General features: G+C 67.8%; 13 protein-coding genes. All 13 read left to right on the top strand.

The window, feature by feature from the left end; genetic code table 11:
* Window positions 1-31 precede the first annotated feature (31 nt).
* Window positions 32-721, top strand: a complete 690-nt coding sequence (locus VJ693_RS12980; protein WP_324154703.1) for a response regulator — start codon at window positions 32-34, stop codon at window positions 719-721.
* A 181-nt stretch (window positions 722-902) separates the two neighbouring features.
* Window positions 903-1,067: a hypothetical protein gene (locus VJ693_RS12975; RefSeq protein ID WP_324154701.1), complete on the top strand. Its 165-nt coding sequence runs from the start codon at window positions 903-905 to the stop codon at window positions 1,065-1,067.
* A 291-nt stretch (window positions 1,068-1,358) separates the two neighbouring features.
* Complete coding sequence (locus VJ693_RS12970) at window positions 1,359-2,636, top strand: nitrate/nitrite transporter (RefSeq protein ID WP_324154700.1); 1,278 nt, start codon at window positions 1,359-1,361, stop codon at window positions 2,634-2,636.
* A gap of 25 nt (window positions 2,637-2,661) precedes the next feature.
* Window positions 2,662-4,140 carry a NarK family nitrate/nitrite MFS transporter gene (locus VJ693_RS12965; protein ID WP_324154698.1) on the top strand — a complete coding sequence of 493 codons (1,479 nt, stop codon included), beginning with the start codon at window positions 2,662-2,664 and terminating at the stop codon, window positions 4,138-4,140.
* 137 nt (window positions 4,141-4,277) lie between these two features.
* Window positions 4,278-8,069 carry a nitrate reductase subunit alpha gene (locus VJ693_RS12960; RefSeq protein WP_324154696.1) on the top strand — a complete coding sequence of 1,264 codons (3,792 nt, stop codon included), beginning with the start codon at window positions 4,278-4,280 and terminating at the stop codon, window positions 8,067-8,069.
* Window positions 8,066-9,598 (top strand): nitrate reductase subunit beta, encoded by a 1,533-nt coding sequence (gene narH, locus VJ693_RS12955; protein WP_324154695.1) that lies wholly within the window; start codon window positions 8,066-8,068, stop codon window positions 9,596-9,598. Before VJ693_RS12960 ends, narH begins: the two co-directional genes overlap by 4 nt.
* 5 nt (window positions 9,599-9,603) lie before the next feature.
* A complete protein-coding gene (narJ, locus tag VJ693_RS12950) occupies window positions 9,604-10,308 on the top strand; it encodes a nitrate reductase molybdenum cofactor assembly chaperone (protein ID WP_324154694.1) in 705 nt (234 codons plus the stop codon).
* Window positions 10,305-11,126 carry a respiratory nitrate reductase subunit gamma gene (gene narI, locus VJ693_RS12945; RefSeq protein ID WP_324154692.1) on the top strand — a complete coding sequence of 274 codons (822 nt, stop codon included), beginning with the start codon at window positions 10,305-10,307 and terminating at the stop codon, window positions 11,124-11,126. Before narJ ends, narI begins: the two co-directional genes overlap by 4 nt.
* Window positions 11,126-11,881: a peptidylprolyl isomerase gene (locus VJ693_RS12940; protein ID WP_324154691.1), complete on the top strand. Its 756-nt coding sequence runs from the start codon at window positions 11,126-11,128 to the stop codon at window positions 11,879-11,881. The genes narI and VJ693_RS12940 overlap by 1 nt, the downstream gene beginning before the upstream one ends.
* Before the next feature lie 11 nt (window positions 11,882-11,892).
* Window positions 11,893-12,609, top strand: coding sequence for a carbonic anhydrase (locus tag VJ693_RS12935; protein ID WP_324154690.1), 717 nt, complete (start codon window positions 11,893-11,895; stop codon window positions 12,607-12,609).
* Window positions 12,610-13,165: 556 nt separating this feature from the next.
* Window positions 13,166-13,948, top strand: a complete 783-nt coding sequence (locus VJ693_RS12930) for a TIGR04255 family protein (RefSeq protein WP_324154688.1) — start codon at window positions 13,166-13,168, stop codon at window positions 13,946-13,948.
* Window positions 13,945-14,712, top strand: coding sequence for a hypothetical protein (locus VJ693_RS12925; protein ID WP_324154687.1), 768 nt, complete (start codon window positions 13,945-13,947; stop codon window positions 14,710-14,712). Before VJ693_RS12930 ends, VJ693_RS12925 begins: the two co-directional genes overlap by 4 nt.
* Window positions 14,713-14,782: 70 nt before the next feature.
* Window positions 14,783-15,052, top strand: a 270-nt coding sequence (locus VJ693_RS12920) for a hypothetical protein (protein WP_324154685.1), incomplete at its 3' end; no start/stop codon positions are given.

The raw sequence follows: 15,052 nt of genomic DNA, 5'->3' as shown, positions 1-15,052 counted from the left end.
GAAGCCCTTGCCTGAGCCACGGGGAAAAACGATGCCCACCATCCGCCTGCTCGTCGTCGACGACCACACGCTGTTCCGGCGCGGGCTGGTCGCCCTCTTCGCGAGCGACCCGGGCCTGGAGGTCGCCGGCGAGGCAGCCGACGCCGCCGAGGCCGTGCGCAAGGCGCAGGCGCTGCAGCCGGACGTGATCCTCCTGGACAACCACCTGCCCGGCGCGACTGGCATCCAGGCGCTGCCGGACCTGAAGGAGGCGGCGCCCTCGGCGCGCATCGTGCTGCTGACCGTGAGCGAGGACGAACAGGACCTGCAGGCGGCGCTGCGCGGGGGCGCGCACGGCTACCTGCTCAAGACCATCGAGGGCGACGTGCTGATGGCGGCGATCCACCGCGTGATGCGCGGCGAGCCGGTGGTCAGCCCCGAGCTCATGGGCAAGCTGGTCGCGGCCCTGCAGGCTCCGCTCGCGCCCGGTCCGATTGCGGTGACCGGCTCCGCGCAGGTGTCCGCCCCGGCGGCCGAGCCGGCGCCGGAGCCCGGGGCGCAGCTCTCCCCGCGCGAACAGGAGGTGCTGCGGCAGATCGCGCGCGGCGCCAGCAACAAGGAGATCGCGCGCTCGCTGGACATCGCCGAGACCACGGTGAAGATCCACGTGCAGCACATCCTGCGCAAGCTGGGCCTGAGCTCGCGCGTGCAGGCGGCGGTCTACGCCACCGAACGCGCCTGAGCAGCCGCGGGGTGCGGGCCGTCGGCGCCGCACCGCGAAACGCTGCGCCGAAATGCGTGCCGTCGGCCGAACGCGCCCCCTGGCACGGGACACCGTCCTACGCCGATACCGGAGCAGTGCGATTGCCAGGACCGTGCAGCCGCTGTGATGCTGTCCTGATTCCATTGTTCAGGAGAGCTTCATGGCAGCCACCCAGACGCCGCAGTCCGACGCGGGCAAAGAGGAACCCAGGGACGGCCAGGTGCCGGTGCCCGACGAGGCGGGTCCGCACGACGTGCCGGACGACGAGGTGATCGAGCAGACCCTGCCCGAGACCCGGCCGGGCCGCGACTCGAAACCCAAGTGACCCTTGCGCCCGCGCGCCCGCGCGCGGCGTGAATTGCGACGGGTGCCGCCGGCCGAAACGCCGCGCGCACCACACCACGGCCCGCCGGCGCAGCCGGGCCGACACGATCCACCTTGCCCGCAATTTCGCCGGCGCGCGTTGCGCTGGATCAAGCAGCGTGCGCGGCTAGTTCCACCGAACTAGTTCCCCATCCTCCTTCTCACTGCGTCCGTCCCCACCACCGGAGGATGTTCAGCCGCGCCCCGATTCACGACAGTTGAGCCTGTACTCATTGGATGCGAGGAACTGCTCGTGAAGACCGGACAACAACAACACCATCCCGCCCCCGTCGTCGTGACGCGGCAAGCCTGGTCCGTGCTGGCCGTCAGCACGCTGGCCTTCACCACCTGCTTCATGGTCTGGATGATGTTCGGCGTGATCGGCATCCCGATCCGCAAGCAGCTGAACCTCAACGCCACCGAATTCGGGCTGCTCACCTCCATGCCCGTGCTGGCCGGCTCGTTGATCCGCGTGCCGCTGGGCATCTGGACCGACCGCTACGGCGGCCGCATCGTGATGACCGTGCTGATGGCGGTCACGGTGCCGGCGATCTGGCTGATGTCCTACGCCACCGCCTACTGGCACTTCCTGGTGATCGGGCTGTTCGTCGGGCTGGCGGGCGGCTCCTTCTCGGTCGGCACGCCCTACGTCGCGCGCTGGTTCCCGAAGCGCCGCCAGGGCCTGGCGATGGGCGTCTACGGGGCCGGCAACTCGGGCGCGGCGGTCAACAAGTTCATCGCGCCGGCGCTGGTCGTCGCCTTCGGCTGGACCATGGTGCCGCAGGTCTACGCGGCCATCATGCTCGGCACGCTGGTGCTGTTCTGGGTCTTCAGCGCGAGCGATCCGGCGCACCTGGTGCCGCCGACGGTGAGCTTCAAGGACCAGCTCAAGGCGCTGAAGGATCCGAAGGTCCTGAAGTACTGCCAGTACTACTCGATCGTGTTCGGAGGCTACGTGGGCCTGAGCCTGTGGATGGTGCAGTACTACGTCGGCGAGTACGGGCTGGACATCCGCATCGCCGCGCTGCTGGCGGCCTGCTTCTCGCTGCCCGGCGGCGTTCTGCGCGCGATCGGCGGCTGGCTGTCGGACAAGTACGGCGCGCACAGCGTGACTTGGTGGGTCATGTGGGTGAGCTGGATCTGCCTGTTCCTGCTGAGCTACCCGCAGACCGACTTCACGGTGCTGACCGTCAAGGGCCCGCAGACCTTCCACCTCGGCCTGAACGTCTACACCTTCACCATGATCATGGCCGTGCTGGGCGTGGCCTGGGCCTTCGGCAAGGCCAGCGTCTTCAAGTACATCAGCGACGACTACCCCACCAACATCGGCGCCATCAGCGGCATCGTCGGTCTGGCCGGCGGCCTGGGCGGCTTCATCCTGCCGATCATGTTCGGCGCCCTGCTGGACCTCACCGGCGTGCGCAGCTCGGCCTTCATGCTGCTGTACGGCGTCGTCTGGGTGTCGCTCATCTGGATGTACTTCACCGAAGTGCGGCGCACCCGCCTGATGGGCGAACCCGCGCTCGCCTGACCCCCTTCACTCCCCGGAGCATTCCATGGCTTCTACCTCCCTCATCGCGCACTGGAACCCCGAGGATCTCGGCTTCTGGAGAACGCGCGGCTCGTCCGTCGCCCAGCGCAACCTGTGGATCTCGATCCCCGCGCTGACGCTCGCCTTCGCCGTCTGGATGGTCTGGTCGGTCGTCGTCGTGAACCTGCCGCTGGTGGGCTTCCGCTTCTCGACCAACCAGCTGTTCTGGCTCGCCTCGCTGCCGGCCCTGTGCGGCGCGACCTTGCGCATCTTCTATTCCTTCGCGGTGCCGATCTTCGGCGGCCGGCGATGGACCGCGATCTCCACCGCCTCGCTGCTGCTGCCGGCAGCGGGCATCGGCATGGCGGTGCAGAGCCCTGGCACGCCCTACGAGGTCTTCGTGCTGCTGGCGCTGCTGTGCGGCTTCGGCGGCGGCAACTTCGCCTCCAGCATGAGCAACATCAGCTTCTTCTTCCCGAAGGACAAGAAGGGCACCGCGCTCGGCCTGAACGCCGGCCTGGGCAACCTGGGCGTGTCGCTGGTGCAGCTGGTCGTGCCGCTGGTCATCAACGCCAGCCTGTTCGGCGACCTGGGCGGGCCGCCGCAGGCGGTGACCAAGGCGGGCGGCAGCATGGTGCTGTGGCTGCAGAACGCGGGTTATGTCTGGGTGCCGTTCATCGCCATCAGCGCCGTCACCGCGTGGTTCGGCATGAACGACCTGGCCGAAGCCAAGGCCACCTTCGCCGACCAGGCGGTGATCTTCAAGCGCGCCCACAACTGGTGGATGTGCTGGCTCTACCTCGGCACCTTCGGCAGCTTCATCGGCTACTCGGCGGGTTTCCCGCTGCTGATCAAGAGCCAGTTCCCCGGCGTCAACGCGTTGCAGTACGCCTGGCTGGGCCCCCTGGTCGGCGCGCTGGTGCGCCCGGTGGGCGGCTGGCTGGCCGACAAGGTCGGTGGCGCCCGCGTGACCTTCTGGAACTTCATCGCGATGGCGATCGGCGTGATCGCGGTGCTGCAGTTCCTGCCGAATGGAGGGTCAGGCGGGCAGGGCGGCAACTTCGCCGGCTTCCTCGCCTCGTTCCTCGTGCTGTTCGCGACTTCGGGCATCGGCAACGGCTCGACCTTCCGCATGATCCCGGTGATCTTCCTGACCGAGCGGACTCGCGAGGCAAAGGCCTTGATCGAAGCGCGCGCCGACGCCGCGCCGGGCCGCCCCAAGCAAGTCGGCGGCCCCCTCGGGGGGCTGTCGCAGCCTGCTGCGACTGGGGGTCTCATGGAACAGGCGATCAAGGATGCCAACAAGGAAGCCGCCGCGGTGCTGGGCTTCAGCTCGGCGGTCGGCGCCTACGGTGGCTTCTTCATCCCGAAGAGCTACGGCACCTCGATCTCGATGACCGGCGGGCCCGAGGCGGCGCTGTACTGCTTCATCGCCTTCTACGTGACCTGCATCGCGATCACCTGGTGGTTCTACAGCCGCAAGAACGCGCCGATGCCCTGCTGACGAGGCAGGCCGCCAACGACGGCGGCTGATACCTGCCTGACACCGACTGTTTACCGAGCGACACGCACCGCCAAGGTGCTGTCGCATCGGGTTGTCACGGCCTGCCGACACTGCGGGCCGACACCTCGGAGACTTTCATGAGCCATTTCCTGGACCGCCTGACGCACTTCTCGCAACCGAAGGAGTCGTTCGCCGGCGGCCACGGCGCCACCACCGGCGAAGACCGGACCTGGGAGGACGCCTACCGCAGCCGCTGGCAGCACGACAAGATCGTGCGCTCGACGCACGGCACCAACTGCACCGGCTCGTGCAGCTGGAAGGTCTACGTCAAGGGCGGCATCGTGACCTGGGAAACCCAGCAGACCGACTACCCGCGCACCCGGCCCGACCTGCCCAACCACGAGCCGCGCGGCTGCGCCCGCGGTGCGTCGTACTCCTGGTACCTGTACAGCGCGAACCGGGTCAAGTACCCGATGGTGCGCGGCCGGCTGCTCAAGCACTGGCGCGCCGCGCTGCAGACCACCAGCGACCCGGTCGAGGCCTGGACGCGCATCGTCCAAGACCCGGCCAAGCGCACCGAATGGACTGGCCAGCGCGGCCACGGCGGCTTCGTGCGTTCGAGCTGGGACGAGGTCAACCAGCTCATCGCTGCGGCCAACGTCTACACCGCCAAGCAGCACGGGCCGGACCGCATCATCGGCTTCTCGCCGATCCCGGCGATGTCGATGGTCTCGTACGCCGCGGGCTCGCGCTACCTGTCGCTGATCGGCGGCGTGTGCATGAGCTTCTATGACTGGTACTGCGACCTGCCGCCGTCGAGCCCGCAGGTCTGGGGCGAGCAGACCGACGTGCCCGAGTCGGCCGACTGGTACAACAGCACCTTCATCATCGCCTGGGGCTCGAACGTGCCCCAGACCCGCACGCCCGACGCCCACTTCTTCACCGAGGTGCGCTACAAGGGCGCCAAGACGGTGGCGGTGACGCCCGACTACGCCGAGGTCAGCAAGCTGGCCGACCTGTGGCTGCACCCGAAGCAGGGCACCGACGCGGCGCTCGCGATGGCCATGGGCCACGTGATCCTGAAGGAGTTCTACTTCGACAAGCGGTCGGTGTATTTCGACGACTACGCGCGGCGCTACACCGACCTGCCGATGCTGGTGATGCTCGAGGAGCGCACGCTGCCGGACGGCCGCAAGGCCCTGGCCAGCCAGCGCTATCTGCGCGCCAGCGACTTCAACGGTCACCTGGGCCAGGGCAACAACGCCGAGTGGAAGACGCTCGCCTTCGACCAGGACGGCAAGGTCGTGCTGCCCAACGGCTCGATCGGCTTCCGCTGGGGCGAGACCGGCGACGACGTCGGCAAGTGGAACCTGGAGAACAAGGAAGCGCGCGGCGACGCCGAAGTCACGCTGCGCCTGTCGCTCGCCGAAGCCGGCAGCCACGAGGTGGCCGAGGTCGCCTTCCCGTACTTCGGCGGCATCGACACGCCGCACTTCGAATCGAACAAGCAGGCCGGCGGCGACGTGCTGCTGCGCAAGGTGCCCGTCACCAAGCTGCGCCTGTGCAAGGACGGCGTGCCGGCCGAGGAGCAGCGCGAGGTGCTGGTTGCGACCGTGTTCGACCTGATGGCCGCGCACTACGGCATCGAGCGCGGCTACGGCGACGGCGCCAGGAGCTACGACGACGACGCGGCCTACACCCCGGCCTGGCAGGAAAAGATCACCGGCGTGCCGCGTGACCAGGTCATCGCCGTCGCGCGCCAGTTCGCCGACAACGCCGACAAGACGCGCGGCAAGTCGATGGTGATCATCGGCGCGGCGATGAACCACTGGTACCACTGCGACATGAACTACCGCGGCATCATCAACATGCTGATGCTGTGCGGCTGCATCGGGCAGACCGGTGGCGGCTGGGCGCACTACGTGGGCCAGGAAAAGCTTCGCCCGCAGACCGGCTGGACGGCGCTGGCCTTCGCGCTGGACTGGAACCGCCCGCCGCGCCAGCAGAACTCGACGAGCTTCTTCTACGCCCACACCGACCAATGGCGCTACGAGAAGCTCGGCGTCGGCGAGATCCTCTCGCCGCTGGCCGACCGCAACGCCTACGGCGGCAGCCTGATCGACTACAACGTGCGCGCCGAGCGCATGGGCTGGCTGCCCAGCGCGCCGCAGGTCGAGACCAACCCGCTGAAGATCGCCGGCCTGGCCTCGGCTGCCGGCCTGGACACCAAGGACTACGTGGTGCGCAGCCTGAAGGACGGCTCGCTGCGCCTGTCCTGCGAGGACCCGGACGAGCCGGCCAACTGGCCGCGCAACATGTTCGTCTGGCGCTCGAACATCCTCGGCTCGTCGGGCAAGGGCCACGAGTACTTCCTCAAGCACCTGCTGGGCACCCAGCACGGCGTGCAGGGCAAGGACCTGGGCCCCGACGACGCCAAGCCCGACGAGGTGCGCTGGCACGAGCACGCGCCCGAAGGCAAGCTGGATCTGCTGGTCACGCTGGACTTCCGCATGAGCACGACGTGTCTCTATTCCGACATCGTGCTGCCCACGGCCACCTGGTACGAGAAGAACGACCTCAACACCAGCGACATGCACCCCTTCATCCACCCGCTGTCGACGGCGGTGGACCCGGCCTGGCAGGCACGCAGCGACTGGGAGATCTACAAGGGCTTCGCGAAAGCCTTCAGCGAGGTCTGCGTCGGCCACCTCGGGGTCGAGAAGGACGTCGTGATGACCCCGCTGATGCACGACACGCCGGCCGAGCTGGGGCAGGGCCTCACGATCAAGGACTGGAAGCGCGGCGAGACCGAGCTGATCCTGGGCAAGACCGCGCCGCAGGTCACCGTGGTCGAGCGCGACTATCCGGCCACCTACGCGCGCTTCACCGCGCTCGGCCCCTTGATGGAGAAGGTCGGCAACGGCGGCAAGGGCATCGCCTGGAACACGGTCGACGAGGTGCGCCAGTTGGCCGAGCTGAACGGCAAGGTTCATACGGCGGGCCCCACCAAGGGCATGGCGAAGATCGAGACCGACATCGACGCGGCCGAGACCATCCTGATGCTCGCGCCCGAGACCAACGGCCATGTGGCGGTCAAGGCCTGGGAGGCGCTGAGCAAGATCACCGGCCGCGAGCATGCGCACCTGGCGCTGCACCGCGAGGACGAGAAGATCCGCTTCCGCGACGTGCAGGCCCAGCCGCGCAAGATCATCAGCTCGCCCACCTGGAGCGGGCTGGAGAGCGAGAAGGTCTCGTACAACGCCGGCTACACCAACGTGCACGAGCTGATCCCCTGGCGCACGCTGACCGGGCGCCAGCAGTTCTACCAGGACCACCCCTGGATGCGCGCCTTCGGCGAGGAGTTCACCAGCTACCGGCCGCCCATCGACATGAAGGCCTTGAAGGGCGTCTACGGTGTGAAGTCGAACGGCGAGAAGGAGATTGCGCTGAACTTCATCACGCCGCACCAGAAGTGGGGCATCCACTCGACCTACAGCGACAACCTGATGATGCTGACGCTCAACCGCGGCGGCCCGGTGGTGTGGCTGAGCGAGGACGACGCCAAGGAAGCCGGCATCGTCGACAACGACTGGATCGAGCTGTTCAACGCCAACGGCGCGATCGCGGCGCGGGCGGTCGTCAGCCAGCGCGTGAACCGCGGCATGACTTTGATGTACCACGCACAGGAAAAGATCATCAACACGCCGGGCAGCGAGATCACCGGCCAGCGCGGCGGCATCCACAACTCGGTCACCCGCATCGTCACCAAGCCCACGCACATGATCGGCGGCTACGCGCAGCTCAGCTACGGCTTCAACTACTACGGAACCATCGGCACCAACCGCGACGAGTTCGTGCTGGTGCGCAAGATGAGAAAAGTCGACTGGCTGGACGACGACGTCGTCGCCCAAGAAGGAGTCACGGCATGAAGGTCCGCGCGCAAATCGGCATGGTGCTGAACCTGGACAAGTGCATCGGTTGCCACACCTGTTCGGTCACCTGCAAGAACGTCTGGACGAACCGGCCCGGCATGGAATACGCCTGGTTCAACAACGTCGAGACCAAGCCCGGCATCGGCTACCCCAAGGAGTGGGAGAACCAGGACAAGTGGAACGGCGGCTGGATCCGCAACCCCGATGGCTCCATCGAGCCCAGGCAGGGCGGCAAGTGGAAGCTGCTGATGCGCATCTTCGCCAACCCGAACCTGCCGCAGATCGACGACTACTACGAGCCCTTCACCTTCGACTACGACCACCTGCAGTCGAGCAAGGAGAGCAAGGCCGCGCCGACCGCCCGCCCGCGCAGCCTGATCACCGGCCAGCGCATGGAGAAGATCGAGTGGGGCCCGAACTGGGAAGAGATCCTGGGGGGTGAGTTCTCGAAGCGCTCGAAGGACAAGAACTTCGCGAACTTCGAAGAGGTCCAGAAGGACATCTACGGCCAGTTCGAGAACACCTTCATGATGTACCTGCCGCGCCTGTGCGAGCACTGCCTGAACCCGGCGTGCGTGGCGTCGTGCCCCTCGGGCTCGATCTACAAGCGCGAGGAAGACGGCATCGTGCTGATCGACCAGGACAAGTGCCGCGGCTGGCGCATGTGCGTGTCGGGTTGCCCGTACAAGAAGATCTACTACAACTGGCAGACCGGCAAGGCCGAGAAGTGCATCTTCTGCTACCCGCGCATCGAAGCCGGGCAGCCGACGGTGTGCTCCGAGACCTGCGTCGGCCGCATCCGCTACCTCGGCGTGATGCTGTACGACGCCGACCGCATCGCCGAAGCCGCATCGACCGAGCGCGACCGCGACCTGTACCAGGCGCAGTGCGACATCTTCCTCGACCCGAACGACCCCGAGGTCATCGAGCAGGCGCGCGCCGACGGCATCCCCGAGACCTGGCTGGCCGCCGCGCGCAAGAGCCCGGTGTGGAAGATGGCGATGGACTGGAAGATCGCACTGCCGCTGCACCCCGAGTACCGCACGCTGCCGATGGTCTGGTACGTGCCGCCGCTGTCGCCGATCACGGCCGCCGCCAACGCCGGGCACATCGGCGTCAACGGCGAGATCCCAGACGTCAAGGCGCTGCGCATCCCGGTGCAGTACCTGGCGAACCTGCTGACCGCCGGCGACACCGCGCCGGTGATCCGTGCGCTCGAGCGCATGCTGGCCATGCGCGCCTTCCAGCGTGGCAAGCACGTCGAGGGCACCGAGAACCTCGCGGCGCTGCAGACCGCGGGCTTGACGGTCGAGCAGGTCGAGGACATGTACCAGACCATGGCCATCGCCAACTACGAGGACCGCTTCGTCATCCCGACGACGCACCGCGAGTACGCCGAGAACGCCTTCGACCTGCGCGGCGGCTGCGGCTTCTCGTTCGGCAACGGCTGCTCCGAAGGGCAGACCGAGACCTCGCTGTTCGGCGGCAAGAAGCGCCGCACGATCCCGATCCAGGCGACGGTGTGAGGAGCATGGCGATGAAATCACCCACCTACCGCCAGCGCCTGACGCTGCGTGCGCTCGCCGCGATGCTGGGCTACCCCGGCGCCGAGCTGCGCGCCGCGATGCCCGAGATCATCGAGGCGATCGAGGCCGAGCGCGTGCTCAAGCCCGGCCGGCTCGCCGAGCTGGCCGCGCTGGCGCGACAACTCGCGCAGATGGACCCGTTCGAGGCCGAGACCCGCTACGTCGACACCTTCGACCGCGGCCGCGCGACCTCGCTGCACCTGTTCGAGCACGTGCACGGCGACTCGCGCGAGCGCGGTCCGGCGCTGGTCGACCTGGGCCAGACCTACGAGCGCGCCGGCCTGGTGCTCGAAGGCGAGGAGCTGCCCGACCACCTGCCGGTGGTGCTGGAGTTCGCGTCCACCCAGCCCGACGCCGCCGCGCGCGACTTCCTGGCCGAGATGGCGCACATCCTGAACGCCGTGTTCAGCGCGCTGCGTGAGCGCGAGAGCCCGTACGCGAGCGTGATCGCCGCGGTGCTGGAGCTGGCCGGCGAGAAAGTGCAGGCCGTGCCGGTGGCACCCGAGCCCGAGGTCGACGAGGCCTGGGCCGAGCCGTCCGCCTTCGACGGCTGCTCCACGCGCGGCCAGGCCCGGCCCGACACCCCGCAGCCCATCCACATCGTGCGCAAGTCCTCTTCCGCCAGCACCCAGCAAGGAGCGTCGCTGTGAACGCCTCGTGGTTCGACACCTTCTTCTTCGGCTACTACCCCTACGTTGCGCTGACCGTGTTCCTGCTCGGCAGCCTGCTGCGCTTCGACCGCGACCAGTACTCGTGGAAGAGCGATTCGTCGCAGCTGCTGCGCAGCGGCTCGCTGCGCTGGGGCAGCAACCTGTTCCACCTCGGCATCCTGTTCCTTTTCGCCGGCCATACGGTGGGCATGCTGACACCGCACGCGCTGTACGAGTCCTTCATCTCGGCCGGCAACAAGCAGCTGATGGCCATGGTCTCGGGCGGCCTGTTCGGCCTGTTCGGCTTCGCCGGCATCACGATCCTGCTGCACCGGCGCCTGACCGACCCGCGCATCCGCATCAACTCCAAGACCAGCGACATCGTGCTGCTGATGCTGCTGTGGCTGCAGTTCGCGCTGGGCCTGGGCACGATCCCGCTGTCGGGCCAGCACCTCGATGGCGGCGTGATGATGCGGCTGGCCGAGTGGGCGCAGCGGGTCATCACCCTGCGCGCCGGCGGCGTCGAGCTGATCGCCGATGTCTCGTGGGTCTTCAAGGCCCACATGATCCTGGGCATGAGCATCTTCCTGGTCTTCCCGTTCACCCGCCTGGTGCACGTCTGGAGCGGCTTCGCGACGATCGGCTATGCGCTGCGGCCGTACCAGCTCGTGCGCAGCCGGCGGCTGAACCTGCCGGCCGGCCACCTGGCCTCGCGCCGCACGCTGCCGCCGGCCGGGCCGGCTCGCCCGGCCCCGGCGGCCACGCCCGCCGCCCGGCCGCCGGTTGTCGGCCACACTGCCGTGCGGGGAGCGAAGTGATGGACACGACGACGATTCCGCTGGCCTGCGTCAATGGCGTCGCGCTGCATCAGGCCGACGAGTTGCTCGACGCCGAGACGCTGCGCCAGCGGGCCTGTACCGAGCTGCTGCGCCAGGCGGCCGAGCGCGCCGGGCTGCTGGCCGAATCGGCCGACACTGGCGATGCGATCGAGGCGTTGCTGGAGCGCGAGCTGAATGTGCCCGAGCCGGGCGACGAGGCACTGCGCCGCCACTACGAGGCGCACCTCGGCAGCCATGCGCAGGGCGAGAAGCTGCAGCTGCGCCACGTGCTGTTCGCGGTCACACCGGGTGTGGACGTGCAGGCCCTGCGCCGCCATGCCGAGGGCGTGCTGCTCGAGTTGCGCTGCGCCGAGCCGGGCAGCGAGGCCTTCGCCCGCGCGGCCGAGGCCTGGTCGAACTGCCCGAGCCGCGAGGCCGGCGGCGAGCTGGGCTGGCTGACGCGCGAGGACTGCGCGCCCGAATTCGCCCGCGAGATCTTCGCCGCCGACACGGCGCAGGCGATCGGCGTGCTGCCGCGCCTGGTGCACAGCCGCTTCGGGCTGCACGTGGTCGAGGTCCGCGCGCGCGAGGCCGGCACCGTGCCGGCCTTCGACGAGGTGCGCGGCGCGGTCGCGCTGGCCCTGAAGCAGCAGGCCTGGGTCAATGCGCTGCGGCAGTACCTGCAGGTGCTGGCCGGCGAAGCGGAGCTGGAGGGCGTGTCGCTGCAGGCCGCCGAGACGCCGCTGGTCCAGTAGCGCGCGCGCCCATGCCCGACGAGTTGCTGCAACGCCTGCGGCGCTTTCACGACGACGCGTTCCCGCGCTACGAGGCGCACTTCCGCTCGCTGGTCGACGACGGCCAGCACCCGACCACGCTGTTCATCGGCTGTTCCGATTCGCGCCTCGTGCCCTACCTGCTCACTGGCGCCGGGCCGGGCGAGCTGTTCATGGTGCGCAACGTCGGCGCCTTCGTGCCGCCGTGCTGCGGCACGACGACCGGCCACGGGGCCCTGGGCCACCACGGCACCGCGGCCGCCATCGAATTCGCGGTGCTGAACCTGCACGTCAGCCGCATCATCGTCTGCGGCCACAGCCACTGCGGCGCCATCAAGGCGCTGTACGAAGACGTGTCGAACGAGGCGATCAACCTGAAATCCTGGCTCGACCTCGGCCGCGACGCGGTGCTGCCGGTGCAGCCGACGCCGGAGGCGCTGCGCCGCACCGAGCAGCGCGCCATCGTGCTGCAGCTCGAGCGCTTGATGGACTACCCGATGGTGCGCCGCCGCGTCGAGGCGCGCGAGCTCTCGCTGCACGGCTGGCACTATGTGATCGAGGACGGCGAGGTGCATGTCTTCGACGTGGCCGCCGGCGCCTTCGTGCCCGCCTCGCGCTCGGAGCATGCCGGCACCGGGCCTTATGTCGACCACATCGACACCGGCTCGGTGTTCAACGAGATCGACACCGCTTACCAGGGCAGTTGCTGAGCCGGCGCAGGGCGTCGAAGCCACTGCGACGCGCGCCAGGCGAATGCAACTGACCGCCAGAGCTGGTGCGACGGCCTGCGAGGCACGGGCCATGAGCGGGAGAGGGTCAGCCTGTGGCGTCGCCGGCGACGACTGCTTCGGGGACGTTTGATCGTCGCTAGGAGGATCCGCACGCGACCCTGAGTCGACACCCAGACTGCCGACTTGAGCTCCCCAAAGCCGTCCTCCATCCAAGTGCTTTGCGGCTGGACTCGATGTTCTGTGAAGATTGCGCCGTCCGTCGTCATGAAGCTCGACGCCACCGCCACACACGGCCCGCGGCCCGCGGTCCCGGATGAGACCGACCGAGGGAAGTCGCACCAGGCGAAGCCATTGCGTCTTTAAAATCAATGACTTAGCGGGAGCTAAGCTCCGCACGGCTCGTGAGCACCTAAGTGAAGCACGCGTAAACCCGGAACGATTTCGCAGCATGCGTGTCAACTAGCCTGTAAACTAATTTGCACATGCTCCGAAGAGAGCACTACAGGCAACTGCAACGCACCGAAGGAGAGCCCGCATGCCCACCACCACGCTCGGTACGTGGCGTAAGCCCCCGCTCGCCTACGTGGTCGCAGAGCTGGTCATCTCGCCGTACTACTCGATGGCGACGAAGGTGCCTGGCCTGCAAGATCGACTACGTTCCACCTTCCCGAAGACCGTCGAAGGGCAGGAACTTGTCGTCGACGGGGCCAAGCCTTCCGCCCAGCCGATCTGGCAGCTGATCTCGGCTGACCAGAAGCACGGCGTCCAGCTCGGCACCAGGTCGATCTCACTGCACGCAACGAGCTACGTTAACTCCGCTGACCTGATGACCCGATGGGCCGACGTCCTCGACGCCATCCACGAGGCAGACCTCGGTGCGTTCGTGGAGCGCGCAGGGTTGCGCTACGTCGACCTCATCCTCCCGAGCGGCGATCGCTCGCCGGCGGAGTACCTGGCCCAGCAGCTGCAGGGCATCGCTCCCGACGGCGCGAAGCCGACTGGGTCGCTGTGGGCGGCCGCATTTCTGTTCGATAGCGCCACCGTCAACCTCCGTGTGGGCGCGCCGGCGCCAGCTGGGATGCTGCTACCTCCGAACTTCAACGCGATGCCGCTGCACAAGCCGCAGGTGATGGTTGACTGCGAGAAAAGGGTCAGGGACGAGAAGGCGATCGGCTTCATCGACACGGACTGCCTGCGCGACATCAATCAAGTCTTCGACGCCGCCCAATTGGTCGGCATCTACACTGACATGCAGAAGCTGACTTCGCGGACCTTCAAGGCTGCGCTGTCTGCCACGGCAAACAAGGAGTGGATGTGAGCGACACGATCGAGGCACGGATCTACAACGCTCAGCGTGCGACGCTGCTTCAGCGTCGTCCGAGCACGATCATCGATGCCGCCGAGTCGTTTCATCCCGCTGTGCCGATGCAGTTCTATGGCGGCGGTGAGACGCACCTCATTGGGTCCTATCGCGTGGGGACCAAGTCGACCGGCGCACGGACTGTCCTGATCGTCGACACAGACGTGTTGCTCGCGACATCGGCGATCCCGACCGTCACAGTTGAAGACTTCGACGCAGACTCGTGGTCGCGTTGGTCAAAGGCCTCGAAGGATGCCTTTCAGAAGGCGGCCGCTGCAGCCAAGGCAACACCGAGCGCAGCTGCTCGACTTCGAGTCGAACGGCTGGCCGCACTTCAGGCCGCTCTGGGACTGTCGACGTCCAACCTGGCGCGAGCGCTTGGTCTGTCTCGGCCCGGCCTCTACAAGTGGCTCGATGCCTCCAGCGACGTGAAGCTGCAGGGCGCCAGTCGTGAGCGCCTGGCTGCGGTCGAGCGCATTGCGAAGCAGTGGCGCGAACGGACGACGGCTCCGCTGAGCTCCGTCTCCAATGAGCCTCTCGCGGACGGGCGCACCGTCCTAACGATGATGGTTGCCGACCAGTTCGACGAGGCCGCCGTTGCTGGCGCGTTCGACGAACTCTTGGCCAAGCTGGCCGGCAAGCCGAAGACTCGCAGCCAGAAGCTCGCCGAGGCCGGCTTCAAGCGCCGTCCATCTGCCAAGTCGCTGGCGTCCGACGAGTGAGGACGCCTTGCCGCTTGGAGACGAGGTTGCAGAGCAGGGCTGGCGCACTGGGGCCGTAGTGCCTCCGGGGATGCTGGCGGCCATCGCGCGGCACCTTACTCGGCCTGGCGCGGCCGCCGTCGAAGTGGCTGCGGATCACTGGCTTGTCGTCGTCTCGCAGACCTGCGACGTGGTGGCTCGCACTCTCGAGGCTGAGCCGTTCGTTGAGGTCTTGCACTGCAAGCCGATCAAGAAGCCGCGGGCGCAATACCGGGACTTTCGGTCGACACGCATCCTAGATTTCCGGCCGAACCGCGAGACTCACGAGGCCGTTGCGCTTTCGGCGCACGCGGTTGCCGAC

Origin of the sequence: Ideonella sp., assembly GCF_035254525.1 — a bacterium.
GTDB lineage: Bacteria > Pseudomonadota > Gammaproteobacteria > Burkholderiales > Burkholderiaceae_C > Ideonella.
Note: the sequence above shows the minus strand (reverse complement) of the source record. Positions and strands in the feature narration are given on the sequence as shown.

Bases quoted from the DNA above. Each gene is read 5' to 3' on its own strand.
- VJ693_RS12980 (WP_324154703.1), top strand. From the start codon at position 32: ATGCCCACCATCCGCCTGCTCGTCGTCGACGACCACACGCTGTTCCGG.
- VJ693_RS12975 (WP_324154701.1), top strand. From the start codon at position 903: ATGGCAGCCACCCAGACGCCGCAGTCCGACGCGGGCAAAGAGGAACCC.
- VJ693_RS12965 (WP_324154698.1), top strand. From the start codon at position 2,662: ATGGCTTCTACCTCCCTCATCGCGCACTGGAACCCCGAGGATCTCGGC.
- VJ693_RS12960 (WP_324154696.1), top strand. From the start codon at position 4,278: ATGAGCCATTTCCTGGACCGCCTGACGCACTTCTCGCAACCGAAGGAG.
- narH (WP_324154695.1), top strand. From the start codon at position 8,066: ATGAAGGTCCGCGCGCAAATCGGCATGGTGCTGAACCTGGACAAGTGC.
- narJ (WP_324154694.1), top strand. From the start codon at position 9,604: ATGGCGATGAAATCACCCACCTACCGCCAGCGCCTGACGCTGCGTGCG.
- VJ693_RS12940 (WP_324154691.1), top strand. From the start codon at position 11,126: ATGGACACGACGACGATTCCGCTGGCCTGCGTCAATGGCGTCGCGCTG.
- VJ693_RS12935 (WP_324154690.1), top strand. From the start codon at position 11,893: ATGCCCGACGAGTTGCTGCAACGCCTGCGGCGCTTTCACGACGACGCG.
- VJ693_RS12930 (WP_324154688.1), top strand. From the start codon at position 13,166: ATGCCCACCACCACGCTCGGTACGTGGCGTAAGCCCCCGCTCGCCTAC.